Source organism: Neorhizobium phenanthreniclasticum, assembly GCF_040066075.1.
In the GTDB taxonomy this organism is placed as follows: Bacteria; Pseudomonadota; Alphaproteobacteria; order Rhizobiales; family Rhizobiaceae; genus Neorhizobium; species Neorhizobium petrolearium.
This window is the reverse complement of record NZ_JBEAAL010000017.1, coordinates 75,125-97,155: the sequence shown is the minus strand read 5'-3', so window position 1 is coordinate 97,155 and position 22,031 is coordinate 75,125. Positions and strand designations below refer to the sequence as shown.

Annotated in this window: 15 protein-coding genes; 6 read left to right on the top strand and 9 right to left on the bottom strand. The window is 57.9% G+C overall.

The genetic code is table 11. The annotated features are described in order from the left end of the window. Positions 1–14: 14 nt before the first annotated feature. Positions 15–1,085: a glycosyltransferase family 4 protein gene (locus tag ABK249_RS20505; RefSeq protein ID WP_348863766.1), complete on the bottom strand. Its 1,071-nt coding sequence runs from the start codon at positions 1,083–1,085 to the stop codon at positions 15–17. Positions 1,086–1,194: 109 nt separating this feature from the next. Next, on the bottom strand, positions 1,195–2,520 hold the full coding sequence (locus ABK249_RS20500; protein WP_037146554.1) for an FAD-dependent oxidoreductase: 1,326 nt from the start codon (positions 2,518–2,520) through the stop codon (positions 1,195–1,197). Positions 2,521–2,753: 233 nt separating this feature from the next. Between ABK249_RS20500 and ABK249_RS20495 the strand changes: the two genes are divergently transcribed. Together ABK249_RS20495 and ABK249_RS20490 are read left to right on the top strand one after the other, a co-directional pair. After that, the gene (locus ABK249_RS20495) at positions 2,754–4,778 is read left to right on the top strand and encodes a hydrolase (RefSeq protein WP_348863765.1); all 2,025 of its coding nucleotides are present in this window, start codon (positions 2,754–2,756) and stop codon (positions 4,776–4,778) included. 176 nt (positions 4,779–4,954) lie between these two features. Beyond that, a complete protein-coding gene (locus ABK249_RS20490) occupies positions 4,955–6,391 on the top strand; it encodes a lipopolysaccharide biosynthesis protein (RefSeq protein ID WP_348863764.1) in 1,437 nt (478 codons plus the stop codon). Between the two features lie 215 nt (positions 6,392–6,606). Here the strand turns inward: ABK249_RS20490 and ABK249_RS20485 are convergent, their stop codons facing one another. The 3 genes from ABK249_RS20485 to ABK249_RS20475 form a co-directional block, all read right to left on the bottom strand. Next, positions 6,607–8,274, bottom strand: a complete 1,668-nt coding sequence (locus tag ABK249_RS20485) for a Wzz/FepE/Etk N-terminal domain-containing protein (RefSeq protein ID WP_348863763.1) — start codon at positions 8,272–8,274, stop codon at positions 6,607–6,609. Further along, positions 8,271–10,295 carry a glycosyltransferase gene (locus ABK249_RS20480; protein ID WP_348863762.1) on the bottom strand — a complete coding sequence of 675 codons (2,025 nt, stop codon included), beginning with the start codon at positions 10,293–10,295 and terminating at the stop codon, positions 8,271–8,273. The genes ABK249_RS20485 and ABK249_RS20480 overlap by 4 nt, the downstream gene beginning before the upstream one ends. Positions 10,296–10,511: 216 nt before the next feature. Further along, positions 10,512–11,237 (bottom strand): sugar transferase, encoded by a 726-nt coding sequence (locus ABK249_RS20475; RefSeq protein WP_081952709.1) that lies wholly within the window; start codon positions 11,235–11,237, stop codon positions 10,512–10,514. A 325-nt stretch (positions 11,238–11,562) separates the two neighbouring features. Between ABK249_RS20475 and ABK249_RS20470 the strand changes: the two genes are divergently transcribed. The 3 genes from ABK249_RS20470 to ABK249_RS20460 all read left to right on the top strand — a co-directional run bounded on the left by ABK249_RS20470 (position 11,563) and on the right by ABK249_RS20460 (position 14,445). Next, positions 11,563–12,633, top strand: coding sequence for a glycosyltransferase (locus ABK249_RS20470; RefSeq protein WP_037146544.1), 1,071 nt, complete (start codon positions 11,563–11,565; stop codon positions 12,631–12,633). 112 nt (positions 12,634–12,745) lie between these two features. Then, positions 12,746–14,029, top strand: coding sequence for a polysaccharide biosynthesis/export family protein (locus ABK249_RS20465; protein WP_348863761.1), 1,284 nt, complete (start codon positions 12,746–12,748; stop codon positions 14,027–14,029). Between the two features lie 122 nt (positions 14,030–14,151). Beyond that, positions 14,152–14,445, top strand: coding sequence for a hypothetical protein (locus ABK249_RS20460; RefSeq protein ID WP_348863760.1), 294 nt, complete (start codon positions 14,152–14,154; stop codon positions 14,443–14,445). On the opposite strand, the gene ABK249_RS20455 is transcribed toward ABK249_RS20460, so the two are convergent. The 4 genes from ABK249_RS20455 to ABK249_RS20440 form a co-directional block, all read right to left on the bottom strand. After that, positions 14,442–15,464 (bottom strand): NAD-dependent epimerase/dehydratase family protein, encoded by a 1,023-nt coding sequence (locus tag ABK249_RS20455; RefSeq protein WP_348863759.1) that lies wholly within the window; start codon positions 15,462–15,464, stop codon positions 14,442–14,444. The genes ABK249_RS20460 and ABK249_RS20455 overlap by 4 nt on opposite strands. Continuing rightward, entirely contained in the window at positions 15,454–17,094 is a 1,641-nt protein-coding gene (locus tag ABK249_RS20450; protein ID WP_348863758.1) for a GMC family oxidoreductase, read from the bottom strand. Before ABK249_RS20450 ends, ABK249_RS20455 begins: the two co-directional genes overlap by 11 nt. A gap of 107 nt (positions 17,095–17,201) precedes the next feature. Then, positions 17,202–18,623: an integral cytoplasmic membrane protein gene (locus ABK249_RS20445; RefSeq protein WP_037146534.1), complete on the bottom strand. Its 1,422-nt coding sequence runs from the start codon at positions 18,621–18,623 to the stop codon at positions 17,202–17,204. Beyond that, positions 18,613–19,725: an acyltransferase family protein gene (locus tag ABK249_RS20440; RefSeq protein ID WP_348863757.1), complete on the bottom strand. Its 1,113-nt coding sequence runs from the start codon at positions 19,723–19,725 to the stop codon at positions 18,613–18,615. Before ABK249_RS20440 ends, ABK249_RS20445 begins: the two co-directional genes overlap by 11 nt. Positions 19,726–20,549: 824 nt before the next feature. On the opposite strand from ABK249_RS20440, the gene ABK249_RS20435 reads away from it, so the two are divergent. Then, complete coding sequence (locus tag ABK249_RS20435) at positions 20,550–21,977, top strand: mannose-1-phosphate guanylyltransferase/mannose-6-phosphate isomerase (protein WP_348863756.1); 1,428 nt, start codon at positions 20,550–20,552, stop codon at positions 21,975–21,977. Positions 21,978–22,031: the final 54 nt, after the last annotated feature.

Below are 22,031 nucleotides of genomic sequence, written 5' to 3'. Positions count from 1 at the left end.
GCACAGCCATGCGTTCAGACGCCCATTTTCCCGCTTGGGATTGCTGATCGATAGACGTCCATCGTTTCCCTGGCCACCCGATCAATCGTCAGGTAGTCGATCCTCAACTGGCTCTTCTCCTTCCAGGCGGTGATCTGCTCCGGCGACTTCAAAAGGTGGATCAACATCTTGGCCAGGGCCGATGGATCGCGCGGCGGCACGAGAATTCCCGCCTCGCCATGCTCGAGCAGTTGCGGAATACCATCCACCGCTGTCGCGACGATTGCGCATCCGGCCTCCCGCGCTTCCGACAATACCAAAGGTGCTGGATCGGCATGCGATGGCAGGACAAAAATGTCGGCCGCCAGCATGTAGGGGTAGGGGTCGCTGATCGAGCCGGCGAACGTGACGGCGGGGGCACATTTCAAAGAGGCTACAAGCTTAGTATACTGGTCGCGATGGGGCCCGTTTCCGACGATGTAAAGGTGCGCCCCAGGAATCTCCTCGTGCACGAGGTCAAATGCCTCAAACAGGTCCGGCAACCCCTTGCGCGGGTGCAGCCCGCCAACGAACAGGACGGATGGCGATTTCAGCGCTTTGGGCTCGCCGCTGCGTCCTTCCATGCGGCTTGATCCGATCGTTCCATTGAGCACGACCTTCAGCTTTGAAGCCGCCACGCCACGTCGCCTCATCGAGCCGCCGACGACATCGCTGACGGCGATAACGCGAGTGCCGAGGCCCATCAGCGTCGCACTCTTTTCGAATTCGTTGTGCACCGTGGTCACCAGAGGGATGCCCTTGAGCTTGCAGATCGGAAAGGCAAGAACGGCGCTGGTCATCATATGCGCGTGAACGATGTCCACGTCGAACTTCCGGATGTGGCCATTCAGCCGGATCAGGGATCTGGCAAGCCTGGAGGGCTTTCTTTCATGGTCGACCAGGAGTGTTGTAATCCCGCGCTCCCGTAAAAGGTGATCGAAATCGCCACCTCCGCTTGCCATGTAGACCTGGTGGCCGAGCCTGACCTGCGCGCAGGCAAGATCCACCGCTGCATGGACATTGCCGTTGAGACGCCGCGTATGATTGAGGATATGCAATATTCGCATGTTCGACCTCTCGCCGCCTGATCCGTCAAGACACGGTGGTAAAAATTGTGCTTCAGAGCGCTGCCTCTTGCAGGTGAAAAGCGCGGCGCTCCGGTTTAAACAATCGCAATCAATGCTTCCCGATCGCCGTCTCGACGTCGATCGTGGAAACCCTGGCCGTTGGTTGATAGTTGAAGGCTCCCTGGCGACCCAATGATTCAATCCCAAAAGCCCGCAGTCTCACGATGGCATCGGCGGCGTCATCGGCCGCGCCTTTGCTGTAGATCGGATAGGCATTTGTCAGCGTCTGGCTGCCTTCCAGTTTCAGGTCTCCCCGGAACATGCGATTGGAACCGACATGGCGACGGAAATCGGCTTCCGCTTGCTCGGTCGACGCGACGGTGCCGGCGATCACCTCTACGGCAAAATATTCCCGATCCATGACCCGCCCATAAAAATCCGAATAAACGGTCAGTCGCTTCCACGAACCTTCATGCGAAAAGTTGTAGATGATGGATCGCTCAAAGCCGCGATCGCCGGAAAAGCTGAAGTAAAGCGAGATGAGCGTGATGGTCGTGAGACTTGAGCTGGGGGAGATTCCGCACAGTTTCTCGGCGACTTCGATCGGTACGGTCGAGATGATCCGGTTGGATGCGATGGTGCCATCTCCCAGGCAGAGCTCAAATCCGAAGGGGCTCTTGCGAATGCTCTTCATGGAAGCCGACAGCTTAAAGGCGACCCCTGCGTTTTGAAGTGTCTCGACGGCGGGCTGATAGAGGGCGGCGTATCCCTCCTTGGGCCGGGCCATCTGTCGGTTTTTCCGTCCCTTGCTTTTCCTGCGTTTGAAGGCGAGCCTGATCAGGTTCGTCAACGAGGCATATTCTGCAATCCACAGCATGCGCTTGCGGGCGAGTTCAAGATCGACCTTGTCGGGAGAAATCCCGTAGAAACGTCGCATATAGGTTTCCAGCCCGGAACGATGAAGCAGATATCCGCCGACCCAAAAGCGCGCGAAATCCCTCGCACTGTCCAGTCGCCTGCAAAACAGGCGTGCATAAAGCACCGAGCCGAAGATACGCAGCAAACCGACAGGGCCGGCTCCAACAATATCGTCCCGGATCGAGATCGGATAATCGGTGATTTTGCCCTGCGGGTTGAGCCTGCCCCAACTGGGATTGATCGGGATGTAATGCGCCAGCAGCTCCGGGAAATGCCGCAGCAAAGGTGAATCGTCCTGGAAGATCAAACTGCCAATATCGAATGTATACCCCTCCGGAGATGACCAGTCTATGTGGTTTCCGCCCACGTGGTCATAGTCATCCACGACAGCAACACGGTCTCCTTTTCTTGATAATATTGAGGCGCTAACAAGTCCTGAAATGCCTGCGCCAATGACGACGACGTCAAAATACTGTATCGAAGAAACGGGCATGATATGGGGTTTTGCGTCGTTCATCCAAACGCTCCATTTCGCCGATACAGTAACTGATGTTGATAGTATTATCGGTATGGCAAGGAGTCGATCCCGCAAAAACAATACCTTATAAATATCTGTGTATGAGTATTTTTTGCAACGTCAATCGGAATAAAGCTGAAAGATTTCAGTTTTAACTTGCCTCTTGTGATTTGACGCTGCTACCGTTTCGCCAAATGTGAATTCACTGATCCTGCTTTTGCTGCCTCTCGACGATGCGCGTCGCTGGTCGAGATTGGGGCGAAATTAATCGACGGCGAAGGGGTTATTCAGTGCTAGGGAAACAGTTCGACCATATTCATCAGCCCTTGGAGGGTATCGGTCTTATTTCCACGGACGTGTTCGACACCCTGCTGCTGCGTCAGCCGCTGTCTCAGCGGTCGCGGATCATGCAGGGCGAGCGAAGATTTGCGCAGTTCTTGTGCCAGCAAGGCTATCGGGTTGGCGCCGAGCATCTTTTCCGAGCCAGGCAGCTCGCGGAAAAGCTTGCCTATCGTGCACTGAATGTCGGCGGCGGCGTTGGGGAAGTGAAGCTCTTCGACATCGTCACCCGCCAATTGATCATGCTCGGCCTTCCCCAATCCATGGTCGAGAAGCGCCTGGCCCTCGAAATCATGATCGAGAAGGCGTCTTTGTCTGCCAATGGGGAATTGGCGAAGATGCTGCGTCAGCAGCGCAAAGCCGGAATTCGTGTCGTGGCGGTTTCCGACACCGGATTGCCGACCGGTCTGTTGAAAGAACTGATCGATTATTTTCACGGGCCCGGTCTGATCGACAAAATCTACTCAAGCGCGGAAGTCGGGGCCAGCAAGCGACACGGTAGCCTGTTCTCGGTCGTACTTTCGCAGGAGAAGACTGCGCCAGACAAGATGCTGCACATCGGCGACGACTACATAGCCGATTGTGAAGTTCCCACAAGGATGGGGATCAATGCGATGCATCTGCCCAAAGGGCGCTTCAAGCGATGGGCCGCTCGTGCCGACGGAGCACGAATGGAAACCATAAGAAGAGTGGGGCATCATCTGGTACGGTCGCAAGGACGTGTGCCCGATCTCGACGATCGAACGGCGTTTGGCCGTGAAGTGTTCGGCCCGATCGTCGCGCAGTTCTGTTTGAACATCTGGCTTTATGCCTCTCAGGCGGAGGCGCGGGACGACGCCACGTTGCTGTTTTGCGCGCGGGGAGGGCTTGGCATCAGGGAGGCGTTTGAGCGTCTGCTCGCCAGGCTTGACCTGCCACTTGGGATCCGGCGCGAGAACATCATGGTTTCCCGCCTGGTTGCTGCGCGTGTGGCGCTGATAAGGCGCAGCCCCGCTGTGCTTGACGAACTTGGCCGGGAATTTGAGACGAGAAGCTTTGCAGATGTGGCCAACGCTCTCGGCAGCAGGCGTTACGAGCTTCCGGCAGTCTGGCAGGACAAATTTGAGGCGCATCGCTTCTTTTCCATGCTGGAGACGCCTGAAGGTCGTATGATCATTGATGACGTCGCCAGACAAAGCGACCTCTTCGTGCGTCATCTGAAGACAATTGCCGGCGACGCCTCACGCATCGTCCTTTGCGATACCGGGCTTTATGGCAGTACGCAGCGGCTCTTGGCCGCCGGCCTGCCTGAACGAGCGTTCGAGACGATCCAGTTTGCCCGGTCTAATTACAAGGGCCTCAGCGAAGAGCATTTCCACCAGGTCTCAGGTTTGGTGGTCGAGAACAACCTTTACAATCCCCTGAAGGTGGAGACGGTCGTCCTGCGTTACTGGCAGATCATCGAAAGCCTGTTCGAACCGGCGATCCCTTCCGTTCGTCACTTTAGCGAAGCGGACGATGGTAGCGTTCGCAGCAATGCCGGCGAGACGGCTTATGGCATACTCGATGCAGCCGCCGGAAACCTGCTGCTAACGGGGGTTTTGCAGTATATCGATCGACTGCGGACAGGCTCGCAGGTCATGCGCGATGTTGACATCGCATGGCCACACCTGAAACGGGCGATAACCTATCCCGGCGCTTTCGATATGCAGGCATTGGCCGTCGGGGCTCGGTCAGTCGACTTTGGCCGACCTGAAAGCGTCCACGTCCTTCATCGCTCCGATGCTCCTGATTTCGCCCGAAGGGTGACATCGCTCAGGTCCCAGCTGTGGCGGGAAGGGGCGATCGCTCGCGATTTTCCCCGCCTGAAATCAGCGCTCTTGCCCGCGCTCGAGCTTGTCCACATCGTGCGGGGGGTGTCGGCACGGCTCAATAGATGAAGGCATCGAGGAGCGTCTTTTGAAAGACGGCAACGGATTACACGCAACGCGGGGGCAAAATTCATTCAAGGGAGGATTTTGGAGCAATCGGCGCAATGGGGTGATGCCCACGCGGCGACCGGCGAGCAGCGGTCGTCGCCCGGTCCGAAGGCCGCAATGTTATTTCGGAGTGATAGATGCTGACGGTAAAGGCAATCAAAGGAGCAGGTTGGCTCGTTTCCTCCCGTTTTGCGGGGCGCGTCATCGACTTCTTCACCCTTCTGGTCCTTGCCCGCATGCTTACTCCGGCAGATTTCGGGCTCGCCGCTTTGGCAATATCGCTCGTTGCGGTTGTCGACACGGTGCTGGAGGTTCCGGTGACGCAGGCATTGGTGCGCCTGCCCTCCGTCGAAAAAAGCCATCTGGACACCGGATTCACGATCGGTCTGCTAAGAGGCATCCTCATCGGTGTCATGGTTCTGATCGCCGCCTGGCCCTTTTCGCTGATCAACCATGAGCCCTTGCTCGCTGACCTCGTTGCCGTGCTTGCGCTCGGCCCTATTGGCCGGGGGCTGGTGAGCCCCGCCATGGTGAAGTTTAACCGAGAGCTCGGGTTCCGACAGACTTTCATACTGGAACTGTCAGGCAAGCTCTGCGCCAGCGCCGTCGTTGTTGTCGTGGTACTGGCAGGCGGGGCCTATTGGGCGATCGTTGCAAATCTCGTCACCACGTCAGTGGTCTCGACGGTCGTCTCCTATATCCTGGCGCCCTACAGGCCAGCTCTTTCTTTTGCCAAACTGCCTGATTTTGCCGGTTTTATCGGCTGGTTCAGCTCGGCCCAGCTCATCTCGGCGCTCAACTGGCAGTTCGACCGGTTCCTTGTCGGTGGCTTTGCAGATCGCACGACTTTTGGTCGATATGCCATTGCAAGCGACGTCGCGGTCATGCCCACGCAAAGCCTCATCGGCCCTGCGATGCAATCGGTATTGGCGGCGTTCTCCCAGATCAACGAAGACAAGGCGCGAGTGCGACAGGCCTTTCTCAAAGCGGTCCGGTTCGTCATGCTCGTCTCGGCGCCGGCCGCTGTCGGGATCTCGCTGACAGCCGACCTGGCCACCGATCTCCTGCTGGGCCCAAAATGGCAGGAAGCCGCGCCCATCCTCAGTCTGCTCGCGCTTGCCGTCCTCCCGATTCCCTATTTCCAGACGCTTTATTCCGTCAGTCTGGCGCTGGACCGGCCGCATCTCATATTCCGCCTCAATGCCATCGATCTCGGTTTCCGGATCATTCTCATTCCCCTTGGTCTTTATCTGGGGTCAGTGATGGGAGTAAGTCTCGCCAGGATCGTCCTGTCCTGCCTCATGTTTGTCTTTTATCTGAACGAGGTCCGCCTCCTGCTTGGTCTCGGTTTCCTCGCTCAACTGAAAAACCTATGGAAAATCGCAGCCGCGGTGGTCACGATGGCGATAGTGGTCTTGCTGTTGCGTCATGCGATTGCCGCGTATGACTATCCCGACGTGGTGGAACTTGCCTTTGTTGTGGCGGCAGGGGGTGCGAGCTACGGCGCGGTCCTGCTTGTGCTCGGCTTGCGCCTAATGGTCGGCCGCGGCCGTCTCGAACTGATCGACCGTTGAATGGTCAGGCAAAGACTGCCGCGGTCGGTCAAGATCGGAAAGTCCGGCTGATGCTGCGTTTCGCCCGCTCATCCGGACATAAGCGGCTGATGGCTTGTGTCGCAACCATCCGGCGGCCGCATGTATCGTCGCCGCTCCAATCCGAAAGCCACGCCGTTTCGCGGATCGATCCCGAACGAAGCCGAATAGGACAGGTAGGGGGCGGCAGTGGGCGGTTATCGCGCGCGGTTGATCACGGTCCCGACGACATTTGCGCCCGTACGGCGAAGCATCTGCACGGATTCTGAGACTTCCTCGATCGTCGTCTGACCGGCACGTGCCACGACCAGGACGACATCCGCATAAGCTGCCAGTGCCAATGCATCCGTAGAATGGCAAAGAGCCGGCAAGTCAAGAAGGACGTCTCCCTTGGAGCGGGCGGCGTCGATAATCTGGCGGACACGCGGATTTCTGAAATCGGCAAACAGGTTGGCGTTCACATCCGCGGAATGGATCGGCAGGACCGCCACGCCGCCGATTTCGTCGAAGGCAAGCTGGTCTGGCATGAGCTTGGCAAAGGTCGCGCCCGCCAGGGATCCGGTCGGCGACATGCGATTGTCCGCCGGACCGCTACCGTCATCATCATCGTCTATAGCTTTGAACAATGTCACGTGCCGGTCACTTCGGCTGATGAGTTCGGCAAGACCTCTACAGATCGTGGATACACCGGCGTCGGCGGTCCAGGCGACGACCGCGACCACGATGCTGTTTTCATTGCGCAGGCTCGTACAGGCGATTTCGAGGGATGTGCGAAGATCGTGAATAGCGGCTACAAACCGTTCCTGCTGCAAATTGGTGATGCGCCATGGCACGCCGTCGGCGCCGGCGACGTAAGGGATTGATCCAAGGCACAGAAGGTCCAACTCACGCGATAGTTCTTTGCCATCTCGAACCCTTCTATCGAGCGCGAGCTTGATGGCCACAAACCCGAAGCCACCCAAGAGGCCGAGAACACCGCCGAGCGCAATGATCAGCGACTTGCGCGGCGCCGACGGTCCGAGCGGGGGCAGCGCGGCGCCGATGACGCGCGCGTCGGCATCTGGAGTTGGAATAGATGGTAGCGTTCCAGACTGCATTGCCTCGCGAGCAGCGTCGACCTGACGCGCGAGGCTATCAAGACGGCCCTGCAGCGCGTCGGTGCCGGCGCGCGCGATCTGTTCCTTGAATGCGATGACCTGGAACATGTAGCCGGACACGGTTGCGTTGGCGACGCGTGCGGGAAGCGTGGGATCGGACGAGGCGTATTCGATCTCGATCACAAAAGATTGGCCGACCCGCCGGGCGCTGATCCGCTTTGTGAAGTTCAAGAATGCCGCGATGTCCGCATTGGTGACGAGCGTGCTGTCGATGCTGGACGAACCGGTCGCCGGCGGGGCGCTCTTTCCGCCTTCGGCCGTGTCCAGCCAGGAGCGGATATATCCAAGGAGCTTGTCAGTCACGCCGGGTGGTTGGGGCCCGAGCTCCGGGCTGCGTTGAAGTTTGAGGCTGTCAAAGACGCCCGACAGCAAACGCTCCGACTTGATCGTTTGGAGTTCGCTGTCTGCACGATTGAGATCAAGGCTCTGCTCGTTACCGGAGGCCCCTGCTGAGGCTGCAGATCGGCGCGGTTCAAGCAACAGTATTGCCGTTGCCTTGTAGGTTGGCGGAAGCGAGTAGGCATAAAGGCCAGCCAGCATCAATCCGGCGAAGAGGCAGGTAAGCAGACTGATCTTGTAACGTGCCGCCAGAGCGATCAGGACACGCAGCAAGGCGATCGGACCGTCGCCGCTATCGTCTGACCGCATCTCATTCATCCGCCAGACCCGCGACGTTATGTCAAGCGGGCGGGGTCTATTGAACATCATGCTGGCTCCCTCGCATTGGTGGTCTTGTCGGCAATCTGCTGCGGGGCAATTGCCGCGGCTCGCTCCGGTTCCAGCCGGCCCCGCAGGGCGTCGGCGATTGCAAGCAGGTTGCCCTTGGCCCTTCCCATCCGATCGATGAACGGTTCGGGCCAGGCGGCACGTCCGAAATTGCTGGCGGTGTTGCGGAAAATGTGGTCGACGACCTTGGGAAGGGACATCGTACCTTTGCCCATCATGTAAAGCGGATTGATGACCTGCGAATACCCGAGCCGGCGGCCGCTTACCCTGCCGGTTTTGACGCCCATATGCACACCGTAGGCCATGGCGGATTTCACCAATCTCCCACCACGCTTGGCAAGTGCCGCGGCGAAATCGCGATCTTCCAGCCAACCATAAAGAACAAGGCGCTCATCGAACCTCGTGTCGCCGATAGCCGCAAATCGAAAGGCCATGTTACAACCATAGGGGCTGAAAGGCTCAGCCCAGACCTGTTGAGGCCGGCCGCTCTCGACCACCCGCACGGCGTCCGCAAAGGCGATGCCAGGCCCTTTGATACCGTCGGCAAGGACCCGGCCCGTGAAGCCGACGACCTGGCTTTCGTCGCGAAAGATCTGTAGTGCCGATGCAAGCCATTGACTGTCTGCGACAAAATCATCGTCGAAAAACGCAACGATCTCCGTGCCGGCAGCAACATGGCCAAGAGCGGTATTGCGTTGCGCAGCCAGCCCGGCAGGTCCGGTGATGACCGTGACGTCGGGATGGTCGACAAGATCGCCGGCATCGGCGATGTCAACGCAAGAAACGATGAGGCTGTCGGGCCGCAGTGTCTGGGTCGCCAGAAAGTGACGGACGGAGGCGGCAACGATCTGCGGGCGTCCACGCGTTGCGAATACGACGGCGATGCGGGGGCGGCCGACACCAGCCGCACGATGGCTTGGGACGTCCGCCTTTGGGTCGACCAGCAGTTCAAGATATCGAGCCGCGGTCTGCTCCCAGGAAAATTGCCGGACCTGTTCAAGCCCTTGCCCGATGAGATCCTGCCGAAGCTGCTGCGACCCTTTTAAACCGCAAATCAGATCCACCCATTCCTTCGGCTCGAAAGGCGATGCGAGAAGGGCTGCTTTGCCGCAGACTTCCGGCATGCTGGCGCAGTTGGACGCCACCACAGGACATTTCCTCGCCATTGCCTCGACGATCGGCAGTCCAAATCCTTCCGTCAGGGACGGGAAAGCGAGACAGAGCGCGTGGTCGAGAAGATAGGCGAGATCGTCATCCGAGATCCGGCCAGCCATGCGCACATTTGGTCGGTCCAGCAGACCGTATGAGGTGAAGATGCTGTCGCCCCCGCCGGCAATCACGAGGTCGAGGCCTGCCTCATCCAGATGAGGGGCGATGTCGATCAACAATGACAGGTTCTTGTGGATCGCGCGAGACCCGAGCGCGAGGACATAGGGACGGCGTCTCCCACCGGGCGCCGACAGGATCGGGGCTATGGTTGCTTGGGAAGGATCCCACTGCAATGCATGCTCGTGGCCATTGGGCAATACGGCTATGTCGTGCAAAGCAACGGGCAAATGCCTGGCCAGTTGACGCGCGGCCGCGTGTGAAACGGTCGTGATGCGGGTTGAGCGGCGAACGAGGGCAGGTTGCAGATGCTGATAAAGAAGCCGAAAACTCCGGTTGTAGCTTTGCGGCGCTGCAAAGACGTTTGCATCGTGGATGCATACGATCTGGTCCGATTTGGCCGCAGGCGCGGTGTTGCACAGGTTGAGAAGCCGGTGATCGCGGCTGAGATAGGGCAACTCGATCTGCTCCCAGAGATGGCTGGTCAGACGCCCGCTTTTTTCAACGCGCAGCTGGCTCAACCGCGCATCCGCGGCGCAAGCGGGTGCGAACAGCACCGAGGACTTTGCGATCAAAAGCCGATCAATGGCCGCGACGACATTGGTGGCATAGCGCTGGACCCCGGTCATGTCCTGCGTCAGATATCGGCCATTGATTGCAAAGGCCGCGACATTCATGAAACACCTCCCGGTCGGCAGACGTCGGGTGTTGCGTATCGCTGAATTGAGGAATGAAGCCCGAACGTCTTTCGCACTGTCTATTTCCGTTGAAATTTTGCCATGAAGCGCCGACAGCGCTTTGAGGGAGACTTGTGTGGCTCAAGCATCTCGTGTCGCCCACGCGCCGTCTGAGGCCATTGCAAGAAGGACGACGCGCCAATGCGCAGGGAAAGGTCAATAGCTGCCGCGCGAAAGCAGGACGGCCGGGATCGTCTTCAACATGATCGCAATGTCGCCGACAAGGCTCTGCTCAGCCACGTAACGGGCATCGAGCTGCACGCGTTCACTGTAACTCATGTCGCTGCGTCCGCTGACCTGCCACAGACCGGTCAGCCCCGGGCGAACCCGGATATAGTCCGAATAATGGATCCCATAGAGCTCGGCTTCGCCAGCCACGATCGGACGTGGACCGACAAGGCTCATCTCCCCGCGGATGATGTTGATCAGCTGCGGCAGCTCATCGATGCTGCTCTTGCGGAGCAGCGCGCCAAATGGAGTGATACGCGGATCATCGCGCAGCTTACGCGTCGCGTTCCATTCCTCCCGAAGCGACGGATTGGCGTTCAGGTGACGTGAAAGAACCTCGTCGGCATTTCTCACCATCGTGCGAAACTTCAAACATGGAAACATCACACCGTTCTTGCCGATACGACGGTGGGCGATGAAGATCGGGCGTCCCTGCAGGATCAAGAGGCTCCCCATCAGCATGATGATCATTGGCGAAAGCACAAGCAGGCCGATGAGCGCAATTGTTACGTCCATCAAGTATTTCATGCAGGTTGAAGCGACGATGGAGGCGCTTATTTGGCGTATTTCGGAAGCATGATGAGACGCATCGCGAGAAAACTGGCGCGCCTTATGATATCTTCCGAGATTACGGTCGAGATCAAGTCCCATCATCTGCGTACTCCCCTGTATAAGCTAGATCATAGGTGTATGAAGAGAGCCGTATTCCTTCGGCTCATAATTACGTTAACAAGTGTTTAATGGTTTGACAATGAAATTATTGCGCTGCACTATGCATGAGTGCAGCGCGGGAAATCAAACTGATCTCTGGATTCTTGTCCTAACCGAAATGGAAATAGAATCCGCGTCGATTTTTTCGGTTTTTCAATAAGAAAGGCCGAAAAGACATGAACCCGCATTGTACGCCAAAGTAACAAACCTAGTGTTTTTCGTGGAGTTTGGCGTGCGGGTAGCGATCATACATTATTGGCTTGTGGGGATGCGCGGCGGCGAAAAAGTCCTTGAGGCTCTCTGCGATATTTTCCCGACCGCCGATATCTACACGCACGTCTATGACCCGGGTGCCATATCCGACAAGATCAAGAAGCATCGGATTGAGACAACCTTCATCGGAAGGCTGCCTTATGCCAGGAAAATGTATAAGCGCTACCTGCCGCTCATGCCGATGGCGCTGGAACAGATCGACCTGGGAGCCTATGACCTCGTCATAAGCAGCGAATCCGGGCCCGCCAAAGGCATCATTCCCGCGTCTCCAGCATTGCATCTTTGCTACTGTCATTCTCCGATGCGTTATGTCTGGAATATGTACAATAGGTATTACGACAGCTCCGGACCGATGACGCGTCTGATGATGCCGCCGATGGCCCACTATTTGCGGACGTGGGATGTTGCGACGGCAAACCGCGTTGATGACTTCGTTGCCAACTCCGCCACCGTGGCACAACGGATCAGAAGTTATTACCGTCGCGACGCTTCGATCATCTATCCCCCTGTCGACACGACCGCCTTCCGGCCCGTCCCGATGTCGGAGGTCGAAGACTATTATCTCATGGTCGGCGAGTTGGTCAGTTACAAACGGCCGGACCTCGCCGTCGAAGCCTTCAACCGCATGAAGGCGAAACTCGTGGTCATCGGGGGCGGCGAGATGCTGGATCGATTGAAGCGGATTGCAGGACCGACCGTCTCTATCCAGGGCGCACAACCATTCCATGTCCTGAAGCACTGTTATGCGCGCTGCAAAGGCCTGATCTTTCCCGGCGAGGAGGATTTCGGGATCGTTCCGGTGGAAGCCATGGCAAGTGGCCGCCCGGTCATCGCCTTCGGTCGCGGCGGCGCAACCGAAACCGTGGTGAACAACAAGACGGGCGTCTTCTTCCACGTGCAGACGACGGAAGCGCTCATCGATGCCGTGGAGCGGCTGGAGCGCCAGGATTTCAATCCGGCCGATGCCGTTTCACGGGCGGCCGAGTTTCGCCGTGACGTTTTCGTCGATCGCTTCCGCACATTCGTTGCGCGGGCGACCGGCGTGACAATCGCTGCCTCAGCGTGACGGGGTGTTTGACTGTAACGTCTATCAGTGGATGCCAAACGCGATGCAAAATTCCATCCTATCTTCTTTGAGCGGTCAACGATCATACACGTTGCGTGAAGTTCGAGCATCGATGATCGTGTTTTTCGCGCTTGTCGTCGCGCTTGGGGCGATGGCGCCGACCAGTCTTGCCCATGCGTTCGAAAACTATCGCATTGGTCCGCAAGATACGTTGAAGATTCGTGTCTTCGAGTGGCGGCCGAGCACCGCCACGACTTACGAATGGGTGCCACTGACGGGCGAGTTCGTCATCTCTTCGGCCGGCAATCTGTCCCTGCCGATCATCGGAACGGTCCCTGCGGCAGGAAAGACGCTCGAGGAATTGTCGGATGCGATCAGCGAGAGGCTACAAAGCCAGGTAGGTCTGCAGAAACGCCCAAACGCCTCCGTCGAAATCTCCTCCTATCGCCCGTTCTTCGTGGCAGGTCTTGTGACCAGTCCGGGAAAATACACGTTCAGTCCGGGACTGACGGTCATCCAGGCGTTGAGCATGGCTGGCGGCATCGGTCCGGTGGACCCGAACTTCATCGGCTTGCAGCGCGACGCGCTGTCCAGCCGCGGCGACCTTCGGGCGCTCGAAGCAGAGCGGGCCGGCTTGGTGGCGCGTCGGGCACGAATTGACGCCATTTTGAGTGGCGCCTCGGCGGTCACCTTCCCTGAAGAACTTACCGAGCGGGCTAACGAACCCCAAATTGCACGAATGATCCAGGAGGAGCAGTCCTTATTCGAAGCGAGCGAACGCTCACTCAATGCCGAAATCGAAGCCCTCAATCGGGCGAAGATGCTTGCCATGAACCAGATCGAGGCACTGAAGGCCAAGGCCAGTTCCCTCTCTCAGCAGATCGAACTTGCCGCCAACGATTTAAATTCGGTCAACAAGCTGGTCGCCCAGGGGCTGACCGTGTCGGCCCGGCAGCTTGGCGCAAGCCAGAACGTCGCCGAACTTGAAAGCCGCAATCTGGATGTATCGCTTGCAATATTCAGGACGCAGCAAGATCTGGCAAAGGTCGACCAGGACATTGCAGCTGCCCGCAACCGCTACCGCGTGAATGCATTGACGGAATCGGCCGAGTTGCGGGAACGCTTCGCGTCGAACGGCGAAAAGATGCAAACGGTCCGCGATCTTCTCAAAAATCTCGACATTCGAGCGCCATCCGCGATGGCGGCATTGGCGGAAGAGGGGGAAACCTATACGTTCGAGATGACCGTCAATCGGGTTGTCGACGGCGGTATGCACAACCTGATCGTTGGCGAAAACGATCCCCTGATGCCGGGCGACGTCCTTCGCGTCGAGCGCGGGCGAGAAACGAACATCCGCATCCCCCAGGCTCAGCGGAAACTGACCGCGACCGAGTGACCGGCCTCTCGGTCAGGCAAAGCCAGCTTCGGGCCTGGATCTGCCTTGGTCGAATTTTGACTTGCAAGGTGAAAAATGATATCCGCTACATAGGAGTTTCTACCCAAGCCGGAGCAACCTAAATGGGGTGGGCGTTCGCCGTCTGTGTGCTGATCGGCGCAGTTTGCGCCTTGCGCATGCCCATTTTAGTGTTTGCAATTGTCGCCTTTATTGTGATGGCCGTTTATGCGGCGATGAGTTACGCGGCAGGAAGTACCGCGTGGCAGGCAATCGGCTGGGGGTTCCTGTTTGCGGCGCTGCTCGAGGCTGGATACGTTGTTTCTTACTGGCTTCTTTACTTTTTTTATTCGAGGCGGCCTGCTGGGAAGCGCGAAACCGCATCGCGGAAGGTCCAGTCACGATATTCTGCAGACTAGGCGAGAGTTTCGCCGACCACTGGCGTCCGCCTTTGTGCCTGCACTTCCTCTTTCAATTTGGCGAGGGCAAGCTCTTCTGCCTTGGCCATGCCAAACCGGAAACGATAGCCAGTCGCCTTAAGACGCTCGTTTGAGAAGCGCATTCGCCATAGGGGGTTTCTCAAAGGGAGCGAACGGAACCGCAGGAAGTCGTGCAACCAGTCGGCGATCCATGGTACTGCGAGCGTGCGATAGCGACGATCACCGCTCACCGCGAAGGCCCTTTTCATGAAATCAACGTGCCGCGGGCAGGGATGATCGTCCTCTGCCAGGTTGTAGAGTTCGACGCTGCCGGCCTGGCCTGCACCTGCCAGGCCACGTTGCATGAACCAAATCAGCGCGTCCGACACATCACCAACATAGATGTGATGGGCATGGCGATGCGACGCAAGGATGCGCTTGCTCGTGTTCCAGTCGCGAATCCCGATGATCTGGGCAAGGTCAACGACAACGGCGGGGCGAAAGATGACGTAGCGGGTTTTGGTGGCGAAGCGCCTCAGCGCCAGTTCGCCAGCCAGCTTGGTACGGCCGTATTCGCGCACATAGTCGACAGCCCAATACTCGGAAGAAACGTCGCGATCGAAGGTCAGGACGGGCGAATTTTCGTCAATGAGGGTGGAAAGACCACTCCCATACACCGCAACCGAACTCGTGTAACAGAAAACAGCGACACCGGCCTGTTCGGCAGCTTGCGCAAGCCGCCCGGTCGCCTCGATGTTGACGCGCGCCATACGATCTTTCTTGCCAAGTTCCGCCGCCAGGTGAAGGACTGCACTGCAGCCCTTAACCAGCGCGCTGAGGTCGGTGTCGGCAGCAAAGTCTACCCTGTGCCAGTCGACAGACGGTGTGTTTGCCTCGGAAGGGATCCATGGTTTCGACGTGGTTGCCCGAACCCGGTAACCGCGCTCCAGGAGATCGGCGATGACCACGCGACCGATCCGGCCGGTGGCGCCAGTGACAAGGACGGTCTCACCCGGCATTGGCGATGATCTCCACAGGGGCAGATTTATAGGGTCGCGATCGCAAGTGGTCCGCTAACCGGATGGCCATAGCGACAATCATCTGGGTGGGATTGCAGTGTCCAGCCGTCGGGAAAACGGAACTGCCGGAAACAAACAGGCCGGCGACCCCGTGAACCTCGCAGTTGGAATCCACGACGCCTTTGGAAGGATCGGTCGACATGCGCGTGGTTCCGGTCGGGTGGGCGACATCAACGAAAGTTGCCGGTATGGGCGCCTTGTCCCTTACCCATTCAGCCAGGATAGGCTTTGGAAGTCCGATCCTGTCGAATTCAGCCGTGATCAGTTCCGCCATGCGATGCATGGTGCGGGCTTCGTCAGGATGGCTGCGCCAGTCAACTTTCGGCAATCTCATGCCGAACCGATCGCAATGCTCGGATAAGGTAATGCGGCTGTCTGGATCTGGAACCTGTTCGCACATGCAATCCAAGGTCAGTTCCAGCAGCTTGCGCGGAAGACCGTTGCGGGCACCGAAATAGTCTTTGGCGCCGTGCAACAGCAACGCGCTGTTGCGGACAAGGCTTACCACGTCCTGGGGCAGGCGGGGCTTCTTCGCGTAAAATCTCCGCAGCGCGTCCCAGGGGTCGTCAGGTGCCACCGCTTCGCCCAGCCATCCCGCGCAGTTCAGGAGCTTCTCGCGCTGTTGGATGGCCGGGCTGAGCCTCAGGCCGGCTCGGAAGAAGTGGTTTTGCACATTGTAACGTCCAAAACGGCGTTGCACGGGACCCGATCCGGGCAGTTGGAAGAATGCGGTCGGGCCGCGAAGGTGGTCCATCAGGTAGCGTCCGATCTGATCTCGGCCATTTCCGAGACCGTTGCGACCACCGGTTCCAGAATTTAGGAGGATACGGGCATTCTCGATCCCGCCGGCACACAGGACAACCGCCGAGGCGGTCAACGTGTGTTTCCGGCCATCAAGCGTTGCGAACTCGACCCCTTGAACCGACGTGTCTGACTCCACGCTGAGAACCCGCAGAGCCGTTGCGCCAGTGACCAGCGTGGTATTTTCTCCCAAGTGCTGCCGCAGATGCCTTCCAAACCGCATATATTCAAAGGGATAGGATTCTGCTTCATCCCTGCTGAACTGCCAGAAGAAGGGAAGTAAAAGTGACGGATCAACTTCCTTTCGTGGAGGAGTGCGCCCTGCAATGTCCCAAAATCGCTCGTCGGAGAAACCGCGTCCCATCGCCAATCCCAGGTGCGACGCACTTCGATCCAGGAACGGATCTATTTCCTCCACCTTGAGCGGCCAGCCGGAACCGGCAACCCAGGGCCGTTCTTGGAAATCGATCGCATCGAAACCAGCACATCGTCCTCCCCAGGTGTGCGAGCTTCCGCCAAGGATCCGGTTGCGAACGGACCACTGATCCCTGGCTCGAGGGCGCCCGATGTTTTCGATTGCGTCAAGTTCATCGATTTGTGCACTGCGTTCCGTCCTGCCGCTTTCCAGAAGAACGATATTCAAGCGGGCACTGGACAGTTCTCGGGCGATCGTGGCCCCAGCTGGCCCCGAGCCGACGATGCAAAGGTCGCAGCGCAGGAGGGGAAAGATAGACGCGCCGGGTTCAGAGTGAAGATCTATGACTGCCATGGTAATTCTCGCCTTCGTCGTGGTATTCAGCCAAATAAAGCCCGTATCCTTCGGCCTTCATCGACATTTCCGCTGCTTGCCTTGCAATTTGCCACGCGCGCGGTGCGCTAAGCCGGTTTTCCCGTCATTTGGTCGCCGCCGCCCCGCAGAGTGAGGAAGGGAGCGGAGACGCCGTCACTTGCAGGGCGGCTTGCAGCAAGCCCCGCAAGGATGAAAAATAGCAGTCCGAGATCAACAGTGGGTCCGGCCACCAGGGATCCCACCAGCAGGCAGAGGCAGCCGTTGCGAGCAGACAGCCGTATGTCCGAAGCCAATGTGCGTGATGGCTGATTGGCAGGCGCGAAGGCCGTCATTGCAAATAGAAGGAAAAACAGGGTTCCGGGAATGCCGACATTCGACAGCAAAGCAACCGGGAAACTCGAGGTGCGCGCCGTTCCAAGGCCAACGCCAAGACCGAACGTATCTATAAAATTCTGTAGACCGTAGATATTCCATGAACCGCGGGTAACGGCCGAACTCGACGTCTGCTTGCTCAGCAGGAGAAGATCCACATAGTTGTAGACCGTCGCATAAATGTCCTGCTGAAGCAGGACGACGAGTGCAGCGAGGGCCGCCAGCGGCGGAGTGAGGATCACCACGGCCGTGCTGTGGCTGCTGTCTTTACGTGAGCCACAACGCAGCAGCGCCGTGAAATACAAGATCATCAGGCATATCGGTGCAGCAAACAGGCCCGTCGAAGATGTCGAGAGAACGATCAAAACGAATGAGATCAGCGCGAAAGGACCGGTCCACTCCGATTTGCGCCGGCAGAGCCACATTGTGCCCGTAAAACCGAATATGCCAAGCGTGGTCCCCGCGAAAGCCGATGACTCCGGCCAGGAACCGACGATGCGTTTCATGCCGTTGACCTTGTCGTTTTCGTGGAAAGTATATTGGGCGTTGCGGATAAACTGCAGCATATCCTGAGCGCCGATGGCGCTCGTGGTCAGGTCCAGGATCGCAAAAATGACGTTGAAGAATGCATAGGCAATCAGGCCAACCACGAGGGCCTGGAATCCTTTCAAGGTGGAGCCGACCGCCACGACCATTGCAAAACAGGCAAGATCGGCAGCCAGATAGACAGTCTGAGTGAGATTGCTTGAGACAGGCCCAAGCCGAACGACGCCGCCGCTCAGGGGATGTTCCGACACCCCCAAAGGGACGATGATGCTCGCGTCTTCGAAGATCCTGGGAGAAAAATACGCGCTCAATGCGCCGTAGACGACAAGACAGGCGAGCCAGAACCCCGGCTGCCCGAACCCGAGCGTTTTGACGGCCAGTCTGGCGTTCTCCCGATCGCGAAATGCGGCAATGGCCACGAACAGCAAGAACAGATGCGCAGGTTGGACACTCGCCGAGCCCAGCAGAAAGGCTGCGGCAGCACCGAAAATGGTCATGACGACAAAGGCCTTGATTGTTGCATCCAGACCAAGCGCCAGACAATAAAGCCCGAGAAGGACGGCAAAGATACCGATGGGTTCAACCGCCATCATCCGCCACCCTGATCGGGACCGCTGCTGCGGCAGAAATGGGTCCTCGCATACGCGTCCTGCCGAGGATCATACCCTTCAGTTTCAAGGCATGCTTCTCGACAGCATGCCAGGAGAAGACTGCCAGAAGCAACGTGAGGGGAAGTGAGAGCGCAATGTTGAAGTACCATTCCCGATGGGATGGAAAAAGGTGCGCGACGGTCTGCTGGACGGGAAACGAGTAAAGGTAGATGCCGTAGGAATAGTCGCCGCTTGCCAAGAAACGGTGTTTCGGAAGCCCCGTCAGCCCGATGGCCACCGTCGCGTAGGCGATGGGAAATGCCGCGAAAAAAGGCGCATAGGGCAAGTTGAGCATGACGAAAGACAAGGCTATCGCCACGACAGCTCGACCAGGGGTGAGCAGAACACGATCGCGGTAGATGAACAGCACCACGCCGGCGAGGAAGCATAAAAGCAGCACCCGCCCCGGTAAGGCCCCGTCCAGGGGCAGGTCCGCAGCCCCACGGAGAAGGTCACGTCCAAACACCGCAAGATGAGCCAGTCCGACGGCCACCAGCAGGAATACCCGCCGGTGGGCGATGCCCGTCGCGGCCAATATGGTCAAGGCGATATAGCATTCCAGTTCATACGGAATCGTCCAGAGCGATACGTTGACGGCCTGAAAAAAGGGGTTGTCACGAAAGACGCCGGGGAGAAGATAGTGGATGTGTCCGAGGATGTTCCAGAAGTAAGACCAGAACTGCGGGTCGGAAAAGTATATACCAAGCGGAAATGTCGTAAATATCGGTCCCAGCAGCAATGCACATAGCGTGACTTCGACGGCCAGGGCGGGAACGAGACGCAGCGCACGCAACCCGAGAAAGCGAGCGAGATTGCGCGTCCGCAAGAGGCTTGCACTGACAAGAAAACCACTCAACGCAAAAAACGCAGGCAGTACAAACGTGACGATCCCCCGCAATGGGGGCTCAAACAGGAATACCTCGCCGCTCTTTCCATAGGAAACCGCGAAGCTGTGGATGCACAATACAGATATCGCGAGTGCTACCCTAAGATAGTCGAACCCGCTTGTGTAGCCACCGTCAAATCGCTCGCCAATCGACATAATATTCCCCATCAGGTGGATTTACAGACTGTCGAGGTAATACTGCGTTGCATTGCACAATATGCAAGGACGAGAAATTTTGGAAGTTAAATCTTTATTCATTTCCTTGATTTTTTTTGAACGCTGCTCAAGCGCCATGCTCTCGGCTGATTGATGCCAATTAAGTGTCGGTATTTTCTAAAGATTCTCCGCATAAGACGTCGAATATTCATTGCTTATTTCGAATTGTTGCTTGAATGGATTGTCCGATACGAATTTTTTTTTGATCTATACCGAGGCAGAGAGCCTTTTCGCATTGCAAAAACTCATCTACCGTGAGAAGCTTAAAAAGAAGACGGGGGAATAACCATGAGGCGGTTTCTCAAGCTGATGTATGTCCCTTGCGTGTATTTGCGGATGCTTGCGGCGACATTGTTATTTTCTCTCATATCTTACGTACAGTCCGGATCGGTCGGGGAGTCCTTATACTACGGAGTTATTTCCCTGCTCTTGATGCAGGCGGGATATCTTGCGGGCGTTATAGTTCTGATCTGGCGTGAGGCTGCTCGTCGTTAACCAAAGCAGGGCACTTGGAGCCATCGCGTGATCGCGCTTGGCAAGGACGAGGCGAGTGCGTCCTTAAGGTAATTGCGCTGAGGGGCGCCATATCATGAAATTTGAAACGAGCGGTCTTCGAGGGCTTGTCACCGAAATGCGCTGCTATGTCGAGGCGCGGTTGGCAAGAGACGTTGAAACCCTGCTGGATGGAGGGCTTGGACTGATCCGCGCATGGGCCGCGCAAACTCGATCGGTCATGCCAGACGAAAATACCGGAGATCATTTGCATGACAGCCAAGATCATTCCCGTCGTCATGGCGGGCGGCAAGGGTACCCGGCTTTGGCCGCTCTCACGCGCTAGCGCGCCCAAGCAATTCATCCAGTTCGTTGGCGAGCAGACGCTGTTCCAATCGACGCTGTCGCGCGTATCCGACAAGGCGCTCTACGAGGCGCCGGTCGTCATCACCAATGAGGATTTCCGGTTCCTCGTCGCGGAACAGGCGCGCGAACTCGGTGTTAAGCTTTCCGGCATTCTGCTTGAACCGGCGGCGCGCAATACCGCCCCGGCAGTTGCGGCCGCGGCGGCGTTCGCCGCCGACAAATTCGGCGAGGACGCCGTGTTGCAGGTCCTCGCCTCCGACCACGAGATCACGGCCGGTGAGGATTATTTCGAGGCGATCCGTATTGCCCGAGAAACGGCCCTTTCCGGAAAGCTGGTAACGTTCGGAATAAAACCGACGGAGCCCGCGACCGGCTATGGCTATATCGAGATCGGTGAAAAGCTTGCGACCGGTGCATGCGAGGTGAAACGGTTCGTCGAGAAACCGGCCTTGCCGGACGCGCAGAAGATGGTTGCCGCCGGTGGCTTTGCGTGGAACTCCGGTATCTTCATGTTCATGGCCGCGCAGGTGCTCCACGAAATGAGCCGCTTTGCTCCGGAAGTCGAGAAGGCCGCAAGGGCGGCCGTCGCCACGGCCGCCAGCGATCTTGACTTCATCCGCCTCGACGCGGAGGCGTTTTCGGCCAGCCCGGACATCTCGGTCGATTACGCGATCATGGAAAGGACGGCCAATGCCGCCGTGGTGCCTTCGTCCTTCCTCTGGTCGGACCTTGGAAGCTGGGACGCGGTCTGGAAGCTTGGTGCCCGTGACGACGCCGGGAATGTCGCCTCTGGCAATGCCACGCTGGTCAACACCCGCAACTCGCTGGTGATGTCTCGCACCAGCCATCTGGCCGTACAGGGACTGGAGGGGGTTGCGGTGATCGCCAGCGAGGACGCCGTCTATGTGGGCAGGTTGGAAGACAGCCAGCAGGTGGGTACGCTTGTCAAGCAACTCGCCGCCATGAAAACGACGGCGGCGCTCACCGAAACGCACCCGACCTCCTACCGGCCTTGGGGCGGGTATACGTCCATCCTTAACGGCGACCGCTTTCAGGTGAAGCGTCTGTTCGTAACGCCCGGCAAGAAACTGTCGCTGCAGAAGCATCATCATCGCTCGGAACACTGGATCTGCGTCAAGGGTACGGCAGAGGTGACAGTCGGCGAGGAGGTCACGATCGTGAGGGAAAACGAATCCGTCTACATACCCCAGGGCGAGGTGCACCGGCTCGCCAATCCGGGCAAGATCATGCTGGAGATGATCGAGGTCCAGACCGGTTCCTATCTCGGCGAAGACGACATCATGCGCATCGTCGACGAATTCGGCCGTAACTGATGAAGCTGACTTTGGTCACGGAGGTATTTTCGCAGCAGGATGTGGTGAACCCGA

Coding starts and splice junctions, on each gene's coding strand:
- ABK249_RS20450 (WP_348863758.1), bottom strand. CDS start 17,094: ATGGCAGTCATAGATCTTCACTCTGAACCCGGCGCGTCTATCTTTCCC.
- ABK249_RS20490 (WP_348863764.1), top strand. CDS start 4,955: ATGCTGACGGTAAAGGCAATCAAAGGAGCAGGTTGGCTCGTTTCCTCC.
- ABK249_RS20435 (WP_348863756.1), top strand. CDS start 20,550: ATGACAGCCAAGATCATTCCCGTCGTCATGGCGGGCGGCAAGGGTACC.
- ABK249_RS20470 (WP_037146544.1), top strand. CDS start 11,563: ATGCGCGGCGGCGAAAAAGTCCTTGAGGCTCTCTGCGATATTTTCCCG.
- ABK249_RS20485 (WP_348863763.1), bottom strand. CDS start 8,274: ATGATGTTCAATAGACCCCGCCCGCTTGACATAACGTCGCGGGTCTGG.
- ABK249_RS20480 (WP_348863762.1), bottom strand. CDS start 10,295: ATGAATGTCGCGGCCTTTGCAATCAATGGCCGATATCTGACGCAGGAC.
- ABK249_RS20460 (WP_348863760.1), top strand. CDS start 14,152: ATGGGGTGGGCGTTCGCCGTCTGTGTGCTGATCGGCGCAGTTTGCGCC.
- ABK249_RS20465 (WP_348863761.1), top strand. CDS start 12,746: ATGATCGTGTTTTTCGCGCTTGTCGTCGCGCTTGGGGCGATGGCGCCG.
- ABK249_RS20500 (WP_037146554.1), bottom strand. CDS start 2,520: ATGAACGACGCAAAACCCCATATCATGCCCGTTTCTTCGATACAGTAT.
- ABK249_RS20455 (WP_348863759.1), bottom strand. CDS start 15,464: ATGCCGGGTGAGACCGTCCTTGTCACTGGCGCCACCGGCCGGATCGGT.
- ABK249_RS20440 (WP_348863757.1), bottom strand. CDS start 19,725: ATGTCGATTGGCGAGCGATTTGACGGTGGCTACACAAGCGGGTTCGAC.
- ABK249_RS20475 (WP_081952709.1), bottom strand. CDS start 11,237: ATGATGGGACTTGATCTCGACCGTAATCTCGGAAGATATCATAAGGCG.
- ABK249_RS20445 (WP_037146534.1), bottom strand. CDS start 18,623: ATGGCGGTTGAACCCATCGGTATCTTTGCCGTCCTTCTCGGGCTTTAT.
- ABK249_RS20505 (WP_348863766.1), bottom strand. CDS start 1,085: ATGCGAATATTGCATATCCTCAATCATACGCGGCGTCTCAACGGCAAT.
- ABK249_RS20495 (WP_348863765.1), top strand. CDS start 2,754: ATGCGCGTCGCTGGTCGAGATTGGGGCGAAATTAATCGACGGCGAAGG.